Source organism: Streptomyces sp. NPDC030893, assembly GCF_055571535.1.
In genome coordinates this window covers 104134-124638 of sequence record NZ_JBVIFC010000013.1, presented here as the reverse complement: position 1 = coordinate 124638, position 20505 = coordinate 104134, and the positions used below count along the sequence as shown (strand labels likewise).

The 20505-nt window shown below is 73.2% G+C and carries 22 protein-coding genes and 1 pseudogene; 9 read left to right on the top strand and 14 right to left on the bottom strand.

Annotation, left to right across the window (positions count from 1 at the left end; translation table 11 throughout):
• Positions 1 to 4 precede the first annotated feature (4 nt).
• A complete protein-coding gene (locus tag ACZ434_RS23620; protein WP_468458944.1) occupies positions 5 to 379 on the top strand; it encodes a fic family toxin-antitoxin system, toxin component in 375 nt (124 codons plus the stop codon).
• On the opposite strand, the gene ACZ434_RS23615 is transcribed toward ACZ434_RS23620, so the two are convergent.
• The 4 genes from ACZ434_RS23615 to bioB all read right to left on the bottom strand — a co-directional run bounded on the left by ACZ434_RS23615 (position 380) and on the right by bioB (position 4607).
• Positions 380 to 1081 (bottom strand): class I SAM-dependent methyltransferase, encoded by a 702-nt coding sequence (locus tag ACZ434_RS23615; RefSeq protein WP_468458942.1) that lies wholly within the window; start codon positions 1079 to 1081, stop codon positions 380 to 382.
• A gap of 386 nt (positions 1082 to 1467) precedes the next feature.
• Positions 1468 to 2184, bottom strand: coding sequence for a dethiobiotin synthase (bioD, locus tag ACZ434_RS23610; protein WP_468458940.1), 717 nt, complete (start codon positions 2182 to 2184; stop codon positions 1468 to 1470).
• A gap of 1 nt (position 2185) precedes the next feature.
• Complete coding sequence (locus ACZ434_RS23605; protein WP_468458938.1) at positions 2186 to 3466, bottom strand: adenosylmethionine--8-amino-7-oxononanoate transaminase; 1281 nt, start codon at positions 3464 to 3466, stop codon at positions 2186 to 2188.
• Positions 3459 to 4607, bottom strand: a complete 1149-nt coding sequence (gene bioB, locus ACZ434_RS23600; protein WP_468458936.1) for a biotin synthase BioB — start codon at positions 4605 to 4607, stop codon at positions 3459 to 3461. The genes ACZ434_RS23605 and bioB overlap by 8 nt, the downstream gene beginning before the upstream one ends.
• Before the next feature lie 147 nt (positions 4608 to 4754).
• On the opposite strand from bioB, the gene ACZ434_RS23595 reads away from it, so the two are divergent.
• A complete protein-coding gene (locus tag ACZ434_RS23595; RefSeq protein WP_468458934.1) occupies positions 4755 to 5882 on the top strand; it encodes an 8-amino-7-oxononanoate synthase in 1128 nt (375 codons plus the stop codon).
• A gap of 63 nt (positions 5883 to 5945) precedes the next feature.
• Here the strand turns inward: ACZ434_RS23595 and ACZ434_RS23590 are convergent, their stop codons facing one another.
• Entirely contained in the window at positions 5946 to 6170 is a 225-nt protein-coding gene (locus ACZ434_RS23590; RefSeq protein WP_468458932.1) for a DUF397 domain-containing protein, read from the bottom strand.
• 9 nt (positions 6171 to 6179) lie between these two features.
• Positions 6180 to 7040, bottom strand: coding sequence for a helix-turn-helix domain-containing protein (locus ACZ434_RS23585; protein WP_468458930.1), 861 nt, complete (start codon positions 7038 to 7040; stop codon positions 6180 to 6182).
• Positions 7041 to 7253: 213 nt separating this feature from the next.
• Here ACZ434_RS23585 and ACZ434_RS23580 point away from each other — a divergent pair, with 213 nt between their 5' ends.
• Complete coding sequence (locus ACZ434_RS23580; RefSeq protein ID WP_468458928.1) at positions 7254 to 7733, top strand: ATP-binding protein; 480 nt, start codon at positions 7254 to 7256, stop codon at positions 7731 to 7733.
• Positions 7734 to 7819: 86 nt separating this feature from the next.
• Here ACZ434_RS23580 and ACZ434_RS23575 read toward each other — a convergent pair whose 3' ends face one another.
• The 3 genes and pseudogenes from ACZ434_RS23575 to ACZ434_RS23565 all read right to left on the bottom strand — a co-directional run.
• Positions 7820 to 8293, bottom strand: a complete 474-nt coding sequence (locus ACZ434_RS23575; protein WP_468458926.1) for a C40 family peptidase — start codon at positions 8291 to 8293, stop codon at positions 7820 to 7822.
• A gap of 525 nt (positions 8294 to 8818) precedes the next feature.
• Positions 8819 to 9127 carry a hypothetical protein gene (locus tag ACZ434_RS23570; RefSeq protein ID WP_468458924.1) on the bottom strand — a complete coding sequence of 103 codons (309 nt, stop codon included), beginning with the start codon at positions 9125 to 9127 and terminating at the stop codon, positions 8819 to 8821.
• Positions 9128 to 9167: 40 nt separating this feature from the next.
• Positions 9168 to 9263: pseudogene (locus ACZ434_RS23565) on the bottom strand (ATP-dependent Clp protease proteolytic subunit); the annotation flags it as partial.
• 67 nt (positions 9264 to 9330) lie between these two features.
• Here ACZ434_RS23565 and ACZ434_RS23560 point away from each other — a divergent pair.
• A complete protein-coding gene (locus tag ACZ434_RS23560) occupies positions 9331 to 9618 on the top strand; it encodes a type II toxin-antitoxin system Phd/YefM family antitoxin (protein WP_468458922.1) in 288 nt (95 codons plus the stop codon).
• 19 nt (positions 9619 to 9637) lie between these two features.
• Here the strand turns inward: ACZ434_RS23560 and ACZ434_RS23555 are convergent, their stop codons facing one another.
• Complete coding sequence (locus ACZ434_RS23555; protein WP_468459153.1) at positions 9638 to 10363, bottom strand: lysophospholipid acyltransferase family protein; 726 nt, start codon at positions 10361 to 10363, stop codon at positions 9638 to 9640.
• 194 nt (positions 10364 to 10557) lie between these two features.
• Here ACZ434_RS23555 and ACZ434_RS23550 point away from each other — a divergent pair, with 194 nt between their 5' ends.
• Positions 10558 to 11013, top strand: a complete 456-nt coding sequence (locus ACZ434_RS23550) for an RpiB/LacA/LacB family sugar-phosphate isomerase (RefSeq protein ID WP_468458920.1) — start codon at positions 10558 to 10560, stop codon at positions 11011 to 11013.
• Between the two features lie 19 nt (positions 11014 to 11032).
• Here the strand turns inward: ACZ434_RS23550 and ACZ434_RS23545 are convergent, their stop codons facing one another.
• The 4 genes from ACZ434_RS23545 to ACZ434_RS23530 form a co-directional block, all read right to left on the bottom strand.
• Complete coding sequence (locus ACZ434_RS23545) at positions 11033 to 13492, bottom strand: SpoIIE family protein phosphatase (RefSeq protein WP_468458918.1); 2460 nt, start codon at positions 13490 to 13492, stop codon at positions 11033 to 11035.
• Positions 13493 to 13626: 134 nt separating this feature from the next.
• Complete coding sequence (gene rocD / locus ACZ434_RS23540) at positions 13627 to 14844, bottom strand: ornithine--oxo-acid transaminase (RefSeq protein WP_468458916.1); 1218 nt, start codon at positions 14842 to 14844, stop codon at positions 13627 to 13629.
• Complete coding sequence (ddaH, locus tag ACZ434_RS23535; protein WP_468458914.1) at positions 14841 to 15653, bottom strand: dimethylargininase; 813 nt, start codon at positions 15651 to 15653, stop codon at positions 14841 to 14843. The genes rocD and ddaH overlap by 4 nt, the downstream gene beginning before the upstream one ends.
• 125 nt (positions 15654 to 15778) lie before the next feature.
• Positions 15779 to 16282 (bottom strand): Lrp/AsnC family transcriptional regulator, encoded by a 504-nt coding sequence (locus ACZ434_RS23530; protein WP_468458912.1) that lies wholly within the window; start codon positions 16280 to 16282, stop codon positions 15779 to 15781.
• Between the two features lie 110 nt (positions 16283 to 16392).
• Between ACZ434_RS23530 and ACZ434_RS23525 the strand changes: the two genes are divergently transcribed.
• From ACZ434_RS23525 to ACZ434_RS23510, 4 genes are read left to right on the top strand one after another with little or no spacing between them, the layout of a single operon-like run.
• Positions 16393 to 17166 (top strand): LytR/AlgR family response regulator transcription factor, encoded by a 774-nt coding sequence (locus ACZ434_RS23525; RefSeq protein ID WP_468458910.1) that lies wholly within the window; start codon positions 16393 to 16395, stop codon positions 17164 to 17166.
• Between the two features lie 12 nt (positions 17167 to 17178).
• Entirely contained in the window at positions 17179 to 17538 is a 360-nt protein-coding gene (locus tag ACZ434_RS23520) for a hypothetical protein (RefSeq protein WP_468458908.1), read from the top strand.
• Positions 17539 to 17559: 21 nt separating this feature from the next.
• The gene (locus ACZ434_RS23515) at positions 17560 to 19287 is read left to right on the top strand and encodes a sodium/solute symporter (RefSeq protein ID WP_468458906.1); all 1728 of its coding nucleotides are present in this window, start codon (positions 17560 to 17562) and stop codon (positions 19285 to 19287) included.
• On the top strand, positions 19284 to 20489 hold the full coding sequence (locus ACZ434_RS23510; protein ID WP_468458904.1) for a sensor histidine kinase: 1206 nt from the start codon (positions 19284 to 19286) through the stop codon (positions 20487 to 20489). Before ACZ434_RS23515 ends, ACZ434_RS23510 begins: the two co-directional genes overlap by 4 nt.
• Positions 20490 to 20505: the final 16 nt, after the last annotated feature.

Sequence of the window (20505 nt, the reverse complement as noted above, 5' to 3'; positions counted from 1 at the left end):
GCCGTTGAACAGCCTGCGCATCGACCTCGCGTGGCTGCTCATGCTCGCCGAGCAGCAGACCCCGGGGGACCCCCAGGTCACCGACTGGGGTGCCCTCGTCGCCGCCGTCGCACGCCACGAGGCCGAGATCTTCGACGTCCCCGTCTACGGCAGCCCGCACGCCCGCGCCGCGGCCCTCCTCCAACTGCTGATCCACATCCCCGCGCTGGAGCGCTCCAACGCCCTGTTCGCCTCCGCCGTCGCGTACGCCTATCTGGTCGCCAGCGGCCTGAAGGTCGTCACCTCACCCGAACAGGTGCGCGATCTGGCCCGGCTGGTCAAGAGTGGGCAGGCGACCGTCGAGGACATCGCGGCCGAGTTGCGCCGCTGGAGCGAGTGATCAGCTCCCGGCCGCCGGGGCGTCGCCCACCGGCCGCCACGCGGTGCCGAGGACACAGTACGACTGGGGCAGCGCCGGTCCCTTCTCCGGCACCATCGTCCGCCGGTACGGGCCGAGTTCGAACCCCGCCTCCCGCAGCGCGCCGACCGGGTCCCGCGCGACGTGGCAGCCCCCGGCCAGGGGCGGCCACACCGTACGGTCCAGCGCCCGCTGGGTGAGGCGCATGACCGGGCCGCCGCCCCGGCCGTGCTCGAAGAACCGCACCTCACCGCCCGGCCGCAGCACCCGCCGGACCTCCGCGAGCGCCCGTGCCACGTCCCGCACGCTGCACAGCACCAGCGAGAGCACCGCCGCGTCGAACGCCTCGCTCTTGACCGGCAGCGCCTCGGCGACCCCCGGCGCCACGTCCACCGGCACCTCGGCGCGCAGGGCGGCCTCCACGGCCAGCGTGCGCAGCGCCCGCTCCGGCTCGATCGCGACGATCTCCGAGACCGTGCCCGGGTAGTGCCCGAAGTTCAGCCCGTTGCCCGCGCCGACCTCGATCACCCGCCCCGACAGCCCGCCGAGCAGTCGGTCGCGCATTCCCGCCAATCCCAGACGGGTCTCGGCGGCCACGCCGGCCCGGGCGTAGTAGCGGGCGAACACGGGGTGGTGCACGGGATCACGCGTCGCCTTCGCGGAGCGGGCGGACCGTAGCGGCATGAGGACCTCCCGAGGACGGACCTACGGCGATTCTCCCCCCGGGCCCGTCCGGCGAACCCCCGCCGGGAGGGGGCCGCGTCGAGGCTGTGCCGCCGCACCCCGCGAACGCCCGGCCGGGAGATCCGGTGCACCTCGCCGGCCAGGACGCCCCGCGGCCGGAGAGCCGGCCGGCGTGGCACCCGACACCGGGGGTCCGGCCGGGGCGCGCGTACCGGGCCCTGCCCGCCCGGCGCCCGGACCCTGCCGCCGCCAGGCATTCGGCGCGCAGGAAAGGCTCCGCGCCCAGGCACGCCCGGGCGCCGGCGCCGATCGGGGCGAGGCGCGGGCCTGAGAGGCTCGGCATCCAAGCCGGAGGGGCCGGCCCCTCCGGCTTCCCCCCACTGCCGTCAGGGGGCCTCGCGCACCCGGAACGCCTCGGCGTCCCAGGTTCCCTCCAGACGGGGCGCCAGCCAGTGGGGCGCCGACGCGCGGAACCCCGCGGGGTCGAGGGCGCCCGCCCCGGCCGGTACGGCGCCCAGGAGTGGAGCCCCGGTCACGTCCGGCAGGTCCAGCAGATTGCAGCGCGCCGCCAGGTCCGGCTCACCGGGCCAGCTGCCGATCACCACACCCGCCGGGTCCAGCCCCCGCGCGCGCAGTTCCCGGGCCGTCAGCTCCGTGGCGTTCAGGGTGCCGAGCCCGGCGGGGGCCACCACCAGCACCGGCGCGGACAGCAGCGCCGCCGCGTCGGCCAGCGTCCCGCCGGCCGCGTCGAACCGTACGAGCAGCCCGCCCGCGCCCTCCACCAGCACCAGATCGTGCTCGGTGGCGAGCTTGGCGGCCCGCTCCGCGACCTCGTGCGGATGCACCGGGGCGCGACCGGCCCGGCGGGCCGCCGTCGCGGGCGCCAACGGGTCCGGATACCGGGCGAGTTCGTCCGTGGTCACCGCACCGGCGAGGCGCGCGACCTCCTCGGCGTCCCCCGGCTCGTCCGGCCGTACACCCGTCTGCGCCGCCTTCAGCACGGCCACCGACCGGCCCGCGGCCAGCGCCGCCGCGGCGACCGCGGCCGTCACCACCGTCTTGCCGACCTCCGTGCCGGTGCCCGTGATCACCATCACCGGCATGTCATCCCTCCTCCGCCGCCGCGCACACCGCGCGGGCGATGCGCGCCACGTCCGTGTCGCCCGTGACGTACGGCGGCATGGTGTAGATCAGGTCGCGGAACGGCCGCAGCCACACTCCCTCGCGCACCGCCGCGCGCGTGGCCGCCTCCATGTCGACGGCGTGATCCAGCTGGACGACCCCGATGGCGCCCAGCACCCGCACATCGCGCACGCCGGGCAGCGCGGCCGCCGGCGCCAGCCCGTCCCGCAGTCCCGTCTCGATCCGCTTGACCTCCGCGAGCCAGTCCTGCCCGAGCAGCAGCCCGATGGAGGCGCAGGCCACGGCCGCCGCCAGCGGATTGGCCATGAACGTCGGACCGTGCGCCAGCACCGGCACCTCACCGCGCGAGATGCCCCTCGCCACCCGCGCGGTGCACAGCGTCGCCGCCATGGTCAGATAACCGCCGGTCAGCGCCTTGCCCACGCACATCACATCCGGTGTCACCGCCGCGTGCTCCGCCGCGAACAGCGCGCCCGTGCGGCCGAACCCGGTCGCGATCTCGTCGAACACCAGGAGTACGTCGTGCGCGTCGCACACCTCGCGCAGCACCCGCAGATACGCGGGGGAGTGGAACCGCATCCCGCCCGCGCCCTGCACCACCGGCTCCACGATCACCGCGGCCACCTCGCCGGCGTGCCGCTCGACCACCGACCGCAGGTGCTCCGCGTACTCCTCCTCGTACCCGGCGGGGGGCGCGTCCGCGAACACCTGGCGCGGCAGGACCCCGCTCCACAGCTCGTGCATCCCGCCCTCGGGGTCGCACACCGACATCGGCTGCCAGGTGTCGCCGTGGTAGCCGCCCCGCCAGGTCAGCAGCCGCCGCTTCTCCGGCCGGCCCAGCGAACGCCAGTACTGCAGGCACATCTTCACCGCGACCTCGACCGACACCGACCCGGAGTCGGCGAGGAACACGTGCTCCAGGCCTTCCGGAGACATGTCGACAAGGAGCTTCGCCAGCCGCACGGCGGGCTCGTGCGTGAGCCCGCCGAACATCACATGGCTCATCCGCGCGAGCTGTGCGCCGGCCGCCTCGTTGAGGACCGGGTGGTTGTAGCCGTGGATCGCCGACCACCAGGACGACATGCCGTCGACCAGCTCGCCCGAACCGTCGGCGAGTTTCAGCCGCACCCCGCTCGCCGACTCCACGACGAGCGGTTCCTGACGGCCCGGCATGGGCCCGTACGGATGCCACACATGCCGCCGGTCCAGCTCCAGCAGTTCGGCGACGGACCGCTCAGGCATTGGGCGCGAGATCCGTTCCGGCACCCCGGCGGCGCACGGCGACCAGGTCCGTACGAGGCTCCTCGGAGGCGCTCCCGCAGGAGGCCGCGGCCGGACCGCACGCCCCGCCGCCCTCGTGCGACCCGCAGCCGCCGCCCGCGCGGTGCTCGGGCAGCGTCACCTCACCGGCGCCCTCCACCTCGAACCCGGCGTCCGCGATCATCTCCAGGTCCGCCTTGCCGGCCTGGCCCTCGCTGGTCAGGTAGTCGCCGAGGAAGATCGAGTTGGCCAGGTGCAGCGCGAGCGGCTGCATCGAGCGCAGGTGCACCTCGCGGCCGCCGGCGATCCGCACCTCGACGTCGGGGCAGACGAACCGCGTCATCGCCAGGATGCGCAGACACCGCTGCGGGGTCAGGTGCCACTCCTTGGCGAGCGGCGTGCCCTCCATCGGGATCAGGAAGTTGACCGGCACCGAGTCCGGGTCCAGCTCGCGCAGGGAGAAGACCACGTCGACCAGGTCCTCGTCGGACTCGCCCATGCCGGCGATCAGACCCGAGCAGGCCGACAGACCGGCGGCGTGCGCCTTGCGCACCGTGTCCACCCGATCGGCGTACGTGTGCGTGGTCGTGATGTCGCCGTACGTCGACTCGGAGGTGTTCAGGTTGTGGTTGTAGGCGTCCGCCCCGGCCTCGCGCAGCCGCTCCGCCTGGCCGTCGGAGAGCAGCCCCAGACAGGCGCACACCTCGACGTCCTCGTGCTGCTCCTTGATCGCCTTGATGGTGTCGGAGACCCGGTCCACGTCACGGTCGGTGGGGCCCCGGCCGCTGGCCACCAGGCACACCCGCTTGGCGCCGCCCGCGAGTCCGGCGGCGGCCGCCCGGGACGCCTGGTCCGGCTTGAGCCAGGTGTACTTGAGGATCTCGGCCTTGGAGCCGAGCCGCTGGGAACAGTAGGAGCAGTCCTCCGGGCACAGGCCGGACTTGAGGTTGACGAGGTAGTTGAGTTTCACCCGTCGGCCGAACCAGTGCCGCCGCACCTTCCCGGCCGCGGCCACCACATCGAGCAGGTCGTCGTCGGACGTCGCGAGGACGGCCAGTGCTTCCGCGCGGGTCGGCGTCTCGCGCCGAAGCCCCTTGTCCACCAGCGTGTTCAGCAGGTCCATGAGAGCCGATCCTGTCCTACCCGACCCGCTCCGGCCAAGGAGAGTTCGTACAACAGAGGCGCTCGCGGGTGTGGGTATTGCCACACAGTGGCCCGCCCGGCCTCCCGCTAGTGTCTGTCCACTGCCTACAAAATCCCCGGAGGACCCATGGCGTTCGGCTGGATCGACGAGCAGGCGGAACTGCGCCGCCGGGCCGGACTCGTCCGCACCCTGCGTCCCCGGTCCGCCGACACGCCGCTGCTCGATCTGGCGAGCAACGACTACCTGGGTCTGGCCCGGCACCCCGAGGTCACCGAGGGGGCCGCGCGGGCCGCGCGGACCTGGGGCGGCGGCTCGACCGGGTCCCGGCTGGTCACCGGCACCACCGCGCTCCACGCCGAGCTGGAGGGCGAACTGGCCGGGTTCTGCGGCTTCGAGGCGGCCCTGGTCTTCTCCTCCGGCTACGCCGCCAACCTGGCCGCCGTCACCGCGCTCGCCCCGCACGGCTCGAGGATCGTCTCCGACGCGGGCAACCACGCCTCGCTGATCGACGGCTGCCGGCTGGCCCGCGGCACGACGCACGTCGCCGCGCACGCCGACCCCGATGCCGTGCGCAAGGCGCTCCAGGCGCACGACGGCCCCGCCGTGGCCGTGTCCGACACCGTCTTCTCGGTGGACGGCGACGCCGCCCCGCTCGCGGAGCTGGCCGAGGTGTGCCGGGCGCACGGCGCGGGCCTGGTCCTCGACGACGCGCACGGCCTCGGTGTCCTCGGCGACGGCGGCCGCGGCGCCCCGCACGCGGCGGGCCTCGCGGGCGCCGACGACGTCGTCGTCACCGTGACGCTGTCCAAGTCCCTCGGCAGCCAGGGCGGAGCCGTGCTCGGCCCGGCCCGGGTGATCGGCCATCTGGTCAACACGGCACGGACGTTCATCTTCGACACGGGACTGGCGCCGGCGGCGGCGGGCGCGGCCCTGGCGGCGCTCCGGCTGCTGCGCCGCGAACCCGGGCGGGCCTCGCGGGCGGGCGCGGTGGCGCGCGAACTGCACCGGCGGCTGACGGCCGCGGGTCTGGAAGCGGTGCGTCCGGACGCCGCGGTCGTCTCCGTGCGTGCCCCCTCCCCGGAGCAGGCCGTGCGATGGGCGGCCGACTGCCGGGCGGCCGGCCTGGCCGTGGGCTGCTTCCGTCCTCCTTCCGTGCCCGACGGCGTCTCACGGCTCAGACTGACCGCCCGCGCGGACCTGTCCGGGGCAGAGATCGAACGCGCTGTACAGGTGATCGGCGAGACGCGGCCATGAGTCGGCGTGGCACGGCCGTGCGTCGCGCGATGGGTCGGTCGGATCGGTGGATGTGAGGTCGGGTCAGCGGACCGCGGTCACGAACTCCGCCCAGCGTCCGGGGGAGAAGAGCAGCGCGGGCCCGTCCGGGTCCTTGGAGTCGCGTACGGCGAGCAGTCCGGCCAGCGGCCCGGCGGCCGGCCTGGCCGTCTCGACGCAGTTGTTAGCCCCCGTGCTGTAGCTGCTGCGCAGCCACCGCACACCATGCAGTGCGAGGCTGGTGGCCATGGTCCGAGGCGGTACGGGCATCGTGCCTCCTTACGCGCCGGCGGCTGCGCCGGCGATGAAATCCAACGAGTCCTCGGGTGAAAGGGCGTGGATCGAAAGGGCGTTGAAGGCCTCCGAGTAGGCCCGGAGGTCTTCTTTCCGCTCCAGATAGAGGCTACTCGTCAAGTGGTCGAGAACAACCACGTCGAGATCAGAAGTGCGCGAAAATGAAAAGATGACGAAAGGGCCGGTGACGCCGATGTGCGCCCCGGCGCTGAACGGCAGTACCTGCAACCGCACTTGGGGCAGCCGGGCCGCCTCGACCAGGCGTGTCAGCTGACGGGACATCACTCCGGGGCCGCCGACCTCCCGGCGCAGCACGGCCTCGTCGAGGACCGCGCTCAGCTCCAGGGGCGGTTCCGTCCGCAGGACGTCCTGCCGGGCCAGCCGCACCTCCACCAGCGCGTCCAGACGCTCCTCCGACGCGCCCTCCAGGGCCGCCTCCGTCACCGCACGCGCGTACTCCGGGGTCTGCAGGAGCCCCGGGATCACCGTGGTCTCCAGGGTGCGCATCGCGCTGGCCTGAGACTCCAGGCTGATGAAGTCCCGGTACGTCGGCGGCAGCACCCCCCGGTAGGCGTGCCACCAGTGATGCCGGCCGTCGCCGTCACCGGATCCCGACAGCACCAGCAGCAACTCCCGCAACTGCGGATCGGCCACCCCGTAGGCGTCGAGCAGTAACCGCACATCGGCCGGTTTCACCCCGCTCGTGCCCGTCTCGATCCGGCTCACCTTCGACTGGTGCCAGCCCGCCAGCCGGGCCGCCTCACCGCTGGTGAGTCCCGCCGAGGTGCGCAGCGCGCGCAATTCGGCGCCCAGTTTGCGGCGGCGCACCGCGGGACCGTGCTGCATGGGCTTCTCCTTACTCCTTCCGAGCCGCCCGGATACGGTCTCCCGTCGCAGAGTTCACCGCTTTGAGCGACAGATATATGCATATCTTGGTGGATCGCCGCCCTGCGCCGTGCGGTGATGGCAGTCTGGCGACGAACCACCAGTGCGGGACCGTACTCGAACCAGCCGCTCCGTGTCGGACTGCGGGCCCCGTGGGAAAGGGACGACGTAGCCATGGCCGACCATCTGGAAGCATCCGTCACCCTGCCGAGCGATCCCGCCTCGGTCTCCGCCGCCCGGACCCATGTGGTGGGGACAATGGTGGAATGGGGCATGCCGGCGGACGCGGAGTTGTCCGACACCGTCCGGCTGATCGTCTCCGAACTCGCCACGAACGCGGTGCAGCACACCTTCGGGCAGTCGCCCACGTTCACGGTGGACGTCGTCCTGGTCCGCGACGAACGGGTGCACATCGGCGTGACGGACAGTCACCCGCGCTTCCCCAAGCGGCTGCCCGCCGCGGTCCAGCAGGACAACGGGCGAGGGCTCGTCATCATCCGCTGTCTGACCGCGGAGTGCGGGGGAAGGCTCAGAATCCGCCCCACGCGCGAGGGCGGCAAGACCGTCTCGGTCGAACTCCCGTGGACGGGCGCCGCCCCCGCCGCCGAAGCGGTCACGGCGGTGGGGCGGCAGGAGCCGTACAGCACGCCGTAGGGGCAGCGGAGGCCCGGGAACGGCGTGCGAGCCGGGACGGCGGGGCAGGGGGCGGCGGCACACGTGGGCGCCGCCGCCCCGCGACGTCACCGCACCCGGCCGTACGAGACGCTCTTGGTCCAGATCTTCTGCAGACGCACCACGTCCCCGGTCTTCGGGGCGTGCCAGATCTTGCCCTTGCCCGCGTAGATGCCCACGTGGTACACGTAGCCGCCCGAGTGGAAGAACACCAGGTCCCCGGCCTTGCGGCTGCCGGCGGAGATGTGGCGGGTCTTGTTGTACTGCTGGGCTGCCGTGCGCGGCAGTTTCTTGCCGGCCTTCTTGAACGAGTAGAGCGTCAGGCCCGAGCAGTCGAACCGGTTCGGTCCGGTGGCACCCCACTGGTAGGGCGAGCCCTTCTTCGACGCGGCGACGCGCAGGGCCTTGGTGGCGTGGCTCGCGGCGGCCGCCTCCGAGGCGCCGCCGGGGACCACGATGGAGCCGCCCACGGCGGCGAGGGTGAGGGCCGAGGCCGTGCCGGCCCGGACCATGAGAGACGGGACACGATTGAGCGCAGTCATGCGCAACCCTTCGTCAGCCGCCTGTGAAGGATGACCTGTCGGATTCGGGCTGGCGAAGTGGCCCGGCCGCACGAGTGCGGCTTCACCCCAAGGGCTGCTCGGAACAGGTGTTCCGGCGACCCGTCGTGCTTGGGTCCTCCATTCCTGCCGATCCACTCCTGTCGACCCGTCATCCGGGCGGCGGCAGGACTCGGCGTCCGCCCGGATCGCCCCGCCGCGGCGGCGGGGTCTTGTCGTCAGTCAGGGATCTTGGCTCATCGCGCGATCGAAAACACAACGGAACGTGGGATTTGTGTTGTTACTCACCACTCATCCGTTCGGGTGGACGCCGCCTTGTTCGAGCTCCCCGCCGGTGTCCGGTGAGCCCCGGACCAGCGGTGGACCGGCCCCTTCCGCTCCCGGCCGCGTGGTCCGCGCAACTCGGACCGCTCCAAAACAGGAGGTTCGTCTACGCCGGACGGGGGTACGCCGTTCGGTCCGTTTCGGCGCGTGCCGCAGCGCTCCGGCAGCCCGGGTTCCGGGGCGTCAACTGCCGGAATCGGGAGGCAGTGTGACCCTGGCCGTGCGCCGCTCGCCGTCGAGTACGCGCAGCGCGCGGGCCAGCGTGCCCGCGTGCAGTTCGCTCTCGCCGCGCCGGTGCATCAGGGTCAGCGCGTCGCGCAGCGCGACGGCCTTGCCGACCAGTGCCTGGGCCGCGCGCAGTCCGCGGTAGGTGTCGCCGCCCAGGGCGGGGTTGACCCGGCCGAGCAGGTCGGCGACCTCGAGGTAACGGTCGATCAGTTCGGCCTCCGCGCGGGTGAGGGCGGGCAGCGGGGGCAGTTCCGGGGGCAGCATCGGCGGCTCACCTCGTGCCGGTGCCGGAGCGGGCACTCCGGCGGAGCAGCTTCGTGCGCGGGCCCGCCGTCCGGTGCCCGGACGCCGTGCGTCGGGGGGGCTCGGGCGGGACATGGCGGGCGGACGGTCGGGTCATCGGGCCCCTCCTGTCTGGCAGTCTCTGTAAAAAATGTACAGGACGTACATGACGTTAGGATGGACCCATGGCCTACGAGATTCCGGTGACCCAAGCCAGGGCTGAGCTCGCCGACCTGATCAACCGCGTGGTGTACGGCGGTGAGCGGGTCGTCGTGACCCGGCACGGCAAGCCCCTCGTCGCCCTCGTGTCCGCCGATGACCTGCGACGGCTCGAAGAAGCGCAGCAGCAGCCGCAGGCCGCGGAGGAGCAGGTGATCAGCACGGTGGCCGGCGTGCGCGAGGCCGCGTCCGCCCCTGGCGAACGCGGGCGCTTCGGCGTCGCCGCGGAACACCGGGGAACGGCCGGCCCCTGAACCGCGGCCGCCGGCGAGGTCAGTTCCGCGGCAGCCGCGGAAACCGGCGCTTCTCCTCCGCCTTGCGCGCGGCCTCCTCGGCCTTGGCGACGGCCGCGTACTGGTCGACGTACTCCTGCTCGGAGAGGGAGAGGATGGCGTACATGATCTCGTCCGTGACGGCGCGGAGGATCGCCTTCTCGTTCTCCATCCCGGCGTAGCGCGAGAAGTCCAGCGGTTCGCCGAAGCGGATCACCACGGGGTGGATGCGCGGGATCACCTTGCCGGGCGGCTGCGCCTCGAACGTGCCGATCATCGCGCAGGGGATCACCGGGGCGCCGGCCTTCAGGGCCATCACCGCGACACCGACCTTGCCCTTGTACAGGCGGCCGTCGTGCGAGCGCGTGCCCTCGGGGTAGATGCCGAGCAGTTCCTTCCTGCCCAGCACGCCCAGGCCCTCACGGATGGCGGCCTGCCCGGCGTCCTTGCCGGAGCGGTCGACGGGGATCTGGCCCGCGCTGTGGAAGAAGAACGCCGTCAGCCTGCCCTTGAGGCCCGGGCCGGTGAAGTACTCGGCCTTGGCGAGGAAGGTGATGCGCCGTTTGAGCACCGCCGGCATCAGAAAATGGTCCGAGAACGACAGGTGGTTGCCCGCGACGATGGCGGCACCGGACGACGGAACGTGCTCCAGGCCCTCTATTCGCGGCCGGAAGACCAGTCTCAGCAGCGGGCCCAGCAGCACATATTTGAGCAGGTAGTAGAACAAAAGCACGCTCCTCGACTCTGACGAACGGGCAGTGCCACCGCGTTCCAGCAGGTCATCCGGCACGTCGTGAGGTGCCAGTCTAGAACCGGGCGGCGGGGCCCGGCACCACGTTCGGCGCACCCCCTCCGGGCACGTCCGTTCCCGGCCGCTGAACGCCCGTCAGGAGCCGCGCGGAGGCGAGTAGGCTCGTCGGTATGCGGATCTCCGTCTCCTCCGACATGGACGAACCCGTGGCCCGGGCCCTCCTCGCCGAGCTGCGCGAGCGCGGCCACGACGTACGCGCGCACGGCGCTCTCACCCCTGGGGACGACCCGCAGTGGGCGGTCTGCTCCGAGGCGGCGGCGCGCGCGGTCGCCGAGGGGGCGGCCGACCAGGCGGTGGTGTGCTGCTGGACCGGCACGGGCGCCTCGATCGCCGCGAACAAGGTGCCCGGCGTGCGGGCCGCCCTGTGCACGGACGCCTACACGGCGGACGGCGCGCGCCGCTGGAACGACGCCAATGTGCTGGCCCTCAGCCTGCGGCTGACGTCCGCCCCGTTGCTGAAGGAGATCCTGGACGCCTGGTTCGCCGCTTCGCCCAGCGACGACCCCGAGGACCGGAGCAACGTGGAACGGACCGTGCGGCTCGACCGCACGCGCACCGGCTCCTGACCCGCGGGCGGACGCCCCGTCACGCCGGCGGCGCGGTCAGCGACTGCTCCGCCCAGATGATCTTCCCGTCGGGAACGAACCGGGTGCCCCACCGCTGGGCCAGCTGGGAGACCAGCAGCAGCCCGCGTCCGCCCTCGTCCGTCGTACGGGGATGACGCAGATGGGGTGCGGTGGCGCTGCCGTCGAGCACCTCGCACACCAGCGCCCGCTCACGGATCAGCCGCAGCCGGACCGGCCCGGAGGCGTGCCGGATGGCGTTGGTGACCAGTTCGCTGACGACCAGTTCGGTGGTGAAGACCAGGTCGTCCAGCCCCCAGCGGGACAGCTGCCGGGTGATGGTCCTGCGGGCCTCGGCCACCACGGCCGGATCCGCCGGCAGGTCCCAGACGGCGACCTGTTCCGGGGCCAGACGCCGGGTACGGGCCATCAGCAGGGCCACGTCGTCGTACGGACGGGTCGGCACCAGCACGTCGACGACGGCCCGGCAGCTCTCCCCGAGCGCGTGCGGAGCGCCTGCCAGCGCCTGCCGCAGCCGCTCCCGGGCCCGTTCCGTGTCGGACGGGGACCCCTCGGGGGCCAGCAGACCGTCCGTGTGCAGGGCGAGCGTGCTGCCCTCGGCCAGGGTCAGCCGCACCGCCTCGAACGGCGGGCCGCCCACGCCGAGCGGCGGACCCAGCGGCAGGTCCACGAACGTCACCGTGCCGTCGGGCGCGAGCACGGCGGGCGCGGGATGGCCGGCGGCGGCCATCGCACACCGGCCGTCCAGCGGGTCGTAGACGACGTGGAGACAGCCGGAGCCGACGGACTGGCCGGGGGCGCCGGCCGCGGGCTCCTCCTCGCCGTCGTCCCGCGCCGACCGGGACGTCAGGTCGTCCAGATGGGCGAGCACCTCCTCGGGCGGCAGATCGATCGCGGCCAGCGTCCGAACGGCCGTGCGCAGCCGCCCCATGGCCGCGGCGGCGGCGATGCCGTGCCCCGGCACCTCACCGACGACCAGCGCCACTCGGGCGCCGGACAGCGGGATCAGGTCGTACCAGTCGCCGCCCAGACCGGTCAGTTCGTCGGCCGGGCGGTAGCACGCCGACACCTCCACGGCGTCCTGCTCGGGCAGCCGACGGGGGAGCAGGCTGTGCTGGAGCACCAGCGCGGCGTCCCGCTCCCGGGTGTAGCGCCGGGCGTTGTCCACGCAGACGGCGGCACGCGAGACCAGGTCCTCCGCCAGCGCCAGATCGTCCGCGTCGAAGGGGTGCTCGCGGCGGCGGCGGAAGAACGTGGTGACCCCCAGGGTGACGCCCCGGGCCCGGATCGGGACGATCATCACGCTCTGCAGGCCCAGCTCCAGGAAGGTGGACTCCCGGCCGCCCGGCGGCCCCACGGCCCACTCCACGGCGAGCGGGTCGAGCTGCTCCTGACGCCAGGACCGGCCCGTGGCCAGACAGCGCACGGGCGGCGAATCCGCCAGGTACGTCACGACCGCGCCGGTGTCCACGGCCGTCCGAGGCAGGTCCTCGTACCGTGAGCGGTGTCCCGCGTGGCGCAGCGGCACCGGCTCGGAGCCGCCGATCGGTCCCGGCGGGACCTCGGCGCCCCGCAGCACCGTCTCCAGCAGGTCCACGGTGACGAAGTCCGCGAGCCCCGGCACGGCCACGTCCGCCAGCTCCTGGGCGGTGTCCATGATGTCCAGGGTGCGGCCGATGTGCCGGCCGGCCCGGACGAGCAGGGCGAGCCGCTGACGGACGCGGTGCCGCTCTGTGATGTCGACGACGGTGTAGTACACGCCCATCGGCCGGCCGTGATCGTCGTCGAGCCGGGTGAACGCCAGCATGTGCGCGGTCTCGCGCAGCGGCGCCGACCGCACGCGGCCGACATGCTCGTAGTCGATCACCTGTTCGCCGGTCTCCAGGACGTGGCGCATCTGCGCCTCGACGGCGTCGGCGTCCAGACCCGGCTGGATGTCGGCGAACCGCAGGCCCAGCCGCCGCTCGGGCGGACCGCCGCCGAACTGCTCCAGCGCCGCGTTGGACCATACGAAGCGCAGGTCCGTGTCCACGATCGCGATACCGGTCGGCGCCCCGGCGACCATCTGCTCCAGCACGGCGCGGCTCATGTCCCAGCCGGCCGAGTCCGCCGGCTCCGAGAGCAGGACCAGCAGCGACGAACGGCCGCGCGGCCCCACGGTCGCGGTGAGGCGCACCATCACCGGGACCGGGCGGCCGTTCCGGTGCCTGGCCGTCATCAGTCCCGCCCAGTCGCCGCCGGTCCGGCACCGCTCGAGCAGCTCCGGCACCCGCTCGGCGCCGTCCGGGGTCAGCAGCTCGCCGAACATCCGGCCCACCGCCTCGGGCGCGCGGTACCCCAGCAGCCGCTCCGCGCGGCCGGTCCAGCTCGACACCCTGCCGTGCGGATCGAGCAACAGGGGAGCGGCGTCGGCCACATCGAACCCCTGCCGGGCCCCGTCCTGCTCCTTGTGTCCGCCCACGGCCGACCTCTCTGTCGCTGAGAGTGGTCTACCACCTCTTGTCCCCATCTTCACCCGTGGAGCGGGGCGAGGGCTCCCCGGGCGGGGCAGAGCGGTGCCGTACCCCGCCGCGGCGGGGTACGGCACCGGGCGGTTCAGGAGAGCACCTTCTCCAGGGTGCCGAGGGCGCCCCGGAGCTCCTCCTCCGTGATGGTCAGGGGCGGGGCCAGCCGGATGGTGGAACCGTGGGTGTCCTTGACCAGGACGCCCTCGCGCATGAGGCGCTCGCTGACCTCACGGCCGGTGCCGATCGCCGGGTCGACGTCCACGCCCGCCCACAGGCCGCGGGTGCGGAAGCCGACGACGCCCTTGCCGGAGAGCGCCCGGAGGCCCTCGCGCAGCACCCCGCCCAGTTCCGCCGCCCGGCGCTGGAAGTCACCCGTCTCCAGCAGCTCCACCACGGCCGTGCCGACCGCCGCGGCCAGCGGGTTGCCGCCGAAGGTCGACCCGTGCTCACCGGGGTGCAGCACCCGGAGCACCTCCCGCCGGGCCACCACCGCCGACACCGGCACGATGCCGCCGCCCAGCGCCTTGCCGAGCAGCACCACGTCCGGGACGACCGACTCGTGCTCCACGGCGAGCGTGCGGCCGGTGCGGCCCAGCCCCGACTGGATCTCGTCCGCGATGAACAGGCACCCCTCGCGGCGGGTCAGCTCGCGGACCCCGGCGAGGTAACCGTCGTCCGGGACGATCACCCCCGCCTCGCCCTGGACCGGCTCGATCAGCACCGCCGCGGTCGTCCCGTCGACCGCCTCCTCCAGCGCCGCGAGGTCGTTGTACGGGACCACGCGGAAGCCCGGGGTGAAGGGCCCGAACCCGGCGCGGGCCACCTCGTCCGTCGAGAAGCTCACGATCGTCGTCGTACGGCCGTGGAAGTTGTCCGCCGCCACCACGATCGTCGCCCGGTCGGCCGGGACGCCCTTCACGTCGTAGGCCCACTTGCGGGCCACCTTCACGGCGCTCTCCACCGCCTCTGCGCCGGTGTTCATCGGCAGCACCATGTCCAGCCCGGTGAGGGCGGCCAGCCGCTCCGCGAACTCCGCGAGCCGGTCGTTGTGGAAGGCGCGCGAGGTCAGCGTGAGCCGGTCCAGCTGGCGGTGCGCGGCCTCGACCAGCGCCGGGTGCCGGTGGCCGAAGTTGAGCGCCGAGTAGCCGGCCAGCATGTCGAGGTACCGCCGGCCCTCCACGTCCTCAACCCAGGTGCCCTCCGCGCGGGAGACGACCACGGGCAGCGGATGGTAGTTGTGCGCGAGGACCGGCTCCTCCGCGCCGATGAGCTCGGCGGACGTACGCGCGGGGACGACAGAGGTCATGAGCGGATCTCCTGAGTGCAGCACTTGATGCCCCCGCCGGCCTTCTGGAACTCGGACAGGTCGACGGGGACGGGGACATAACCGCGGTCGGCGAGCCGGGCGGCGAGGTCCGCCGCTCCCGGCGAGACGAACACATGGCGTCCGTCGGAGACGGAGTTCAGGCCGAACGCCATCGCGTCCTCGCGGGTGGCGATCACCGCGTCCGGGTACAGCCGCTCCAGCACCTCGCGGCTGCCCGGCGAGAACGCCTCCGGGTAGTAGGCGACGTTCTCCTCGTCCAGCACGAACAGCGCCGTGTCCAGGTGGTAGAAGTACGGATCCACCAGCGTCAGGCCGATCACCGGGACGCCGAAGAACTCCTGCGCCTCGCGATGCGCCTCCCGGGTGGTGCGGAACCCGGTGCCGGCGAGGATCCACCGCCCGGCGGGCACCAGGTCGCCCTCGCCCTCGCACACCGACTCGGGATGCTGGACGTCGTACCCCTCGGCCTTGAACCAGGCCTCGTACGGCACCGACTCCGGGCGCCGCTCGGGGGCCAGGTAGCGGGAGCCGAGGACACGGCCCTCCACGACGACCGCCGCGTTCGCGGCGAACACCATGTCGGGCAGTCCGGGCTCCGGCTTCACGGTCTCCACGGTATGGCCGTGGGCGCGGTAGGTGCCGATCAGCGTCCGCCACTGGCGCTGGGCGAGGGACACGTCGACGGGACGGTCGGGGTGCATCCAGGGATTGATCGCGTACCGGACGGCGAAGTGTCTGGGTTCACAGACGAGGTAACGCCGACGGCGCGCCACACGGGTTCCGGGCACAGAGGGGTTCCTCCGCTTCCACGCGGTGCCGACAAGGGGGTGCCTCCACGGTAGGAAGCCACCAGGACGGCCGACAAGGAACAAGAGCTGCGCGTCCACGCACGATCACTGCGTGTTCGCTCCGCTCAGCGCACGTCCGGTGCGCCGCCCGGAGCCGGCTGGGTCACTCCCGCCTCAGGACTGTCCGGCAGCAGGTGGGACAGCACCATCACGCTGATCGTCTTGCGGATGAACGGCTCCTGGCGGATGCGCTCCAGCACCTCCTCGAAGTGCTCCACGTCCCGCGCCCGCACATGCAGCAGCGCGTCCGCGCCGCCCGTCACCGTCATCGCGGCGGCGATCTCCGGATGGTTGCGCACCACCTCCGCCAGCCGCCTGGGCGGCGCCGCCCCCTCGCAGTACACCTCGACGTACGCCTCCGTGCGCCAGCCCAGCGCCGACGGCCGCACCGTCGCCGTGAACCCGGTGATCACCCCGGTCTCGCGCAGCCGGTCCACCCGGCGCTTGACCGCCGTCGACGACAGCCCGACGGCCGCGCCGATCTCCGCGAAGGACGTCCTGGCGTTCGCCATCAGGGCGGTGACGATCTTCCGGTCGAGTTCGTCGAACGGCGTGGGCCTGCTGCTCATGCGGGCACTGTATCCAGCGCCGTCCGGCAGCCCCTGCCCCTCCGGCCGGACGGCCACGCCCGCGCCCGGCACATGTCCAGACGTGGAAATCACCCCTACACTCCACCTTCATGCTGCGCGCCCTCGCCGTCGACGACGAACGCCCCTCGCTGGAGGAACTGCTGTACCTGCTGAACGCGGACCCGCGCATCGGCAGCGCCGAGGGCGCGGGCGACGCCACCGAGGCGCTGCGCCGCATCAACCGCGCCCTGGAATCCGGCCCCGACGGACCCGAGGCCATCGACGTCGTCTTCCTCGACATCCAGATGCCCGGGCTCGACGGCCTCGACCTCGCCCGGCTGCTCGGCGGGTTCGCCCGGCCGCCGCTCGTCGTGTTCGTCACCGCCCACGAGGACTTCGCCGTCCAGGCCTTCGACCTCAAGGCCGTCGACTACGTGCTCAAACCGGTCCGCAAGGAACGGCTGGCCGAAGCGGTCCGCCGCGCCGCCGACCAGCGCGGAAAGACCGCCCCGCGCGACACCGCCCCGCGCATCCCCGTGCACGGACCCGACCCCGACCAGATAGCCGTGGAACTCGGCGGCGTCACCCGCTTCGTCGCCGTCGACGACATCACCCACGTCGAGGCCCAGGGCGACTACGCCCGGCTGCACACCGACCGCGGCAGCCATCTCGTACGGATCCCGCTGTCCACCCTGGAGGAGCGCTGGCGCTCCCGCGGCTTCGTACGCATCCACCGCCGCCATCTGGTCGCCCTGCGCCACATCGGCGAACTCCGCCTCGACACGGGCACGGTGAGCGTCCTGATCGGCTCCGAGGAACTCCAGGTCAGCAGGCGGCACGCCCGCGAACTGCGCGACCTGCTGATGCGCCGGACCACGAGCTAGGGGGAGGCACGCATGCCCCAGGACCCGACCGAACGCCGCGTGGTCGTCACCGGCCCGCCCCGGCGTGCCCGCCGCACCTCCGGCTACTACCGGCCGCGCACCGAGATCGACGAGCAGACCACCCTCGGCCACACCTACGTCCGCTCCCTGATGCGCATCCAGCTGCGCGCCGGCCTCACCGTGTTCGCCGTCCTCGCCCTGCTCATCGGCCCGCTGCCGCTGGTCTTCGCCGCCGCCCCGGACGCCCGCCGCCTGGAGTGGGCGATCCTCGGCTTCGGGCTCTACCCCCCACTGGTCCTGCTCGCCCGCTGGTACGTACGCCGCGCCGAACGCAACGAACGCGACTTCGTCCGGCTCGTCGAGGACCGCTGAGACCCGGGGACCGCCCGCACCGTGAACTACACCTACGCCGTCACCGCCGTCGCGCTCGTCGTCCTCGCGACCGTCCTCGTCGGCGCCTTCGGCCTGCGCATATCCCGCACCACCTCCGACTTCTACGTCGCCTCCCGCACCGTCGGCCCCCGCCTCAACGCCGCCGCCATCAGCGGCGAGTACCTCTCCGCCGCCTCCTTCCTCGGCATCGCGGGGCTCGTCCTGGTCCAGGGCCCGGACATGCTCTGGTACCCGGTCGGCTACACCGCCGGCTATCTGGTCCTGCTGCTGTTCGTCGCCGCCCCGCTGCGCCGCTCCGGCGCCTACACGCTGCCCGACTTCGCCGAGGCCCGGCTCGCCTCGCAGACGGTACGGCGGCTCGCGGGTGCCTTCGTGGTCGGCGTCGGCTGGCTGTACCTGCTGCCCCAGCTCCAGGGCGCCGGGCTCACCCTGACCGTCCTCACCGGCGCCCCCGACTGGCTCGGCGGCGTCATCGTCGCCGTCGTGGTGACCGTGATCGTCGCCGCCGGCGGCATGCGCAGCATCACCTTCGTCCAGGCCTTCCAGTACTGGCTGAAACTCACCGCCCTGCTCGTCCCCGCCCTCTTCCTGGTCCTCGCCTGGCAGAGCGACGGCGGACCCAGCCACGCCTTCGACGAGCCCGCCGCCTTCCGCGAACAGCGGGTGGTCCGCATCGACGACACCCTCCACCTGCGGCTCGCGCAACCGCTCACCGTGACCGTGGACGGCACCGTCGACGGCCGCGACCACGACGGCACGGAAGTCGCCCTGACGGCCGGCACCCACCGCATCGACGGCGGCACCCGGCTCACCTTCGCCGAGGGCGCCGAGGTCCCCGCCGCCGGACGCGGCGCCGACGACGCCCTGTCGCCCTCCCGCGCCGAGTCCCGCGAGGAACGCCCGCTGTACGCCACGTACGGGCTGATCCTCGCCACCTTCCTCGGCACCATGGGCCTGCCCCACGTCGTGGTCCGCTTCTACACCAGCCCGCACGGTGTGGCCGCCCGCCGCACCACCGTGGCCGTCCTCGGTCTGATCGGCGCCTTCTACCTGCTGCCGCCCGTCTACGGCGCCCTGGGCCGCCTGTACGCCCCCGAGCTCACCCTCACCGGCGACGCGGACGCCGCCGTCCTGCTGCTGCCCGGCCGGATGATCGGGGGAGTGGGCGGCGACCTCCTCGGCGCGCTGGTCGCCGGGGGTGCCTTCGCCGCGTTCCTGTCGACGGCCTCGGGCCTCACCATGGCCGTGGCCGGGGTGCTCACCCAGGACGTGCTGCCCTCGCGCGGAGTACGGCACTTCCGGCTCGGCACCGTGCTGGCGATGGCCGTGCCGCTCGCGGCGAGCGTCCTGGTCGGCGGGCTGCCGGTGGCCGACGCGGTGGGACTGGCCTTCGCCGTGTCCGCCTCGTCGTTCTGCCCGCTGCTGGTGCTCGGCATCTGGTGGCGCCGGCTGACCCCGCCGGGCGCGGCGGCCGGGATGCTGGTGGGCGGCGGCTCCGCCTTCCTCGCCGTCGCCGCGACCATGGCCGGCCTGCCGGGCGCCGGGCCCTGGCACGCCCTGCTGGCCTGGCCCGCGCTGTGGTCGGTGCCGCTGGGCTTCCTCACCATGATCCTGGTGTCCCTGGCCACCCCCGGCCGGGTCCCGCCGGGGACGGCGGCGGTGCTGGCCCGCTTCCATCTGCCGGAGGAACTCCGCACGGAGGAACGGCGTACGGAGGTGTCCGCATGAGCGGCTTCCTCGCCGGCCTGCTCGTGGCCGTCCTGCCCCTGCTGGCCGCCGGGTTCTGGCTGGGCCGGCGCACCGCCAGGCCCACCAGCCTCGCCGGACTCGGCACGCCCGTCGAGCACGCCACCTTCGAGACCCTGCACACCGCCTCCCTGGCCACACCCCCGCTGCGCGCGGGGCTGACCGAGGAGACCGCCGGCAAGTCCGCCCGCAAACTCCGCTCGCTGCTGGGCACGGACGCGCTGTGCCTCACCGACCGCGAACAGGTCCTGGCCTGGGACGGCGCCGGCGCCCACCACCGCACCGAGATCATGGAGCGCCTCACCGGGCCCCTCGACACCGGTCGGGGCGAGGCCTTCCCGCTCACCTGCGACACTCCCGACTGCGCGGTGCGCTGGGCCGTCGTCGCCCCGCTCACCGTCGACGACCGGGTGCACGGCGCGCTCGTCGCCTGCGCGCCCCGCGAGTCCGCGGTGCTGGTGCGGGCCGCCGGGGAGGTCGCCCGCTGGGTCTCCGTCCAGCTCGAACTCGCCGACCTCGACCAGTCCCGCACCCGCCTCATCGAGGCCGAGATCAGGGCGCTGCGGGCGCAGATCTCCCCGCACTTCATCTTCAACTCCCTCGCCGTGATCGCCTCGTTCGTGCGCACCGACCCCGAGCGGGCCCGCGAACTGCTCCTGGAGTTCGCCGACTTCACCCGCTACTCGTTCCGCCGGCACGGGGACTTCACCACCCTCGCCGACGAGCTGCACGCCATCGACCACTACCTGGCCCTGGTCCGGGCCCGCTTCGGCGACCGTCTCTCCGTCACCCTGCAGATCGCCCCCGAGGTGCTGCCGGTCGCGCTGCCCTTTCTCTGCCTCCAGCCGCTCGTGGAGAACGCCGTCAAGCACGGTCTGGAGGGCAAGGCAGACAAGTGCCGCATCCAGATCACCGCGCAGGACGCGGGCGCCGAGGCCCTCGTCGTCATCGAGGACGACGGCGCCGGCATGGACCCCGGCCTGCTGCGCCGCATCCTCGCCCGCGAGGTCAGCCCCACCGGCGGCATCGGCTTGTCCAACGTCGACGACCGGCTCCGCCAGGTCTACGGCGACGACCACGGCCTCGTCATCGAGACGGCCGTGGGCGCAGGCATGAAGATCACCGTCCGGCTGCCGAAGTACCAGCCGGGCGTGCACCTGACGGGGCGGCTCACCCCGCGGTGAGGTCAGCCGCCCCGGG

What these genes read in the sequence shown, in the direction of transcription:
- ACZ434_RS23605 (WP_468458938.1), bottom strand. Translation starts at nt 3,466, where the DNA reads ATGCCTGAGCGGTCCGTCGCCGAACTGCTGGAGCTGGACCGGCGGCAT.
- ACZ434_RS23530 (WP_468458912.1), bottom strand. Translation starts at nt 16,282, where the DNA reads ATGAGCAGCAGGCCCACGCCGTTCGACGAACTCGACCGGAAGATCGTC.
- ACZ434_RS23595 (WP_468458934.1), top strand. Translation starts at nt 4,755, where the DNA reads ATGGCGTTCGGCTGGATCGACGAGCAGGCGGAACTGCGCCGCCGGGCC.
- ACZ434_RS23590 (WP_468458932.1), bottom strand. Translation starts at nt 6,170, where the DNA reads ATGCCCGTACCGCCTCGGACCATGGCCACCAGCCTCGCACTGCATGGT.
- ACZ434_RS23550 (WP_468458920.1), top strand. Translation starts at nt 10,558, where the DNA reads ATGCGGATCTCCGTCTCCTCCGACATGGACGAACCCGTGGCCCGGGCC.
- ACZ434_RS23580 (WP_468458928.1), top strand. Translation starts at nt 7,254, where the DNA reads ATGGCCGACCATCTGGAAGCATCCGTCACCCTGCCGAGCGATCCCGCC.
- ACZ434_RS23560 (WP_468458922.1), top strand. Translation starts at nt 9,331, where the DNA reads ATGGCCTACGAGATTCCGGTGACCCAAGCCAGGGCTGAGCTCGCCGAC.
- ACZ434_RS23570 (WP_468458924.1), bottom strand. Translation starts at nt 9,127, where the DNA reads ATGCTGCCCCCGGAACTGCCCCCGCTGCCCGCCCTCACCCGCGCGGAG.
- ACZ434_RS23615 (WP_468458942.1), bottom strand. Translation starts at nt 1,081, where the DNA reads ATGCCGCTACGGTCCGCCCGCTCCGCGAAGGCGACGCGTGATCCCGTG.
- bioB (WP_468458936.1), bottom strand. Translation starts at nt 4,607, where the DNA reads ATGGACCTGCTGAACACGCTGGTGGACAAGGGGCTTCGGCGCGAGACG.
- bioD (WP_468458940.1), bottom strand. Translation starts at nt 2,184, where the DNA reads ATGCCGGTGATGGTGATCACGGGCACCGGCACGGAGGTCGGCAAGACG.
- ACZ434_RS23510 (WP_468458904.1), top strand. Translation starts at nt 19,284, where the DNA reads ATGAGCGGCTTCCTCGCCGGCCTGCTCGTGGCCGTCCTGCCCCTGCTG.
- ACZ434_RS23575 (WP_468458926.1), bottom strand. Translation starts at nt 8,293, where the DNA reads ATGACTGCGCTCAATCGTGTCCCGTCTCTCATGGTCCGGGCCGGCACG.
- rocD (WP_468458916.1), bottom strand. Translation starts at nt 14,844, where the DNA reads ATGACCTCTGTCGTCCCCGCGCGTACGTCCGCCGAGCTCATCGGCGCG.
- ACZ434_RS23585 (WP_468458930.1), bottom strand. Translation starts at nt 7,040, where the DNA reads ATGCAGCACGGTCCCGCGGTGCGCCGCCGCAAACTGGGCGCCGAATTG.
- ACZ434_RS23525 (WP_468458910.1), top strand. Translation starts at nt 16,393, where the DNA reads ATGCTGCGCGCCCTCGCCGTCGACGACGAACGCCCCTCGCTGGAGGAA.
- ACZ434_RS23520 (WP_468458908.1), top strand. Translation starts at nt 17,179, where the DNA reads ATGCCCCAGGACCCGACCGAACGCCGCGTGGTCGTCACCGGCCCGCCC.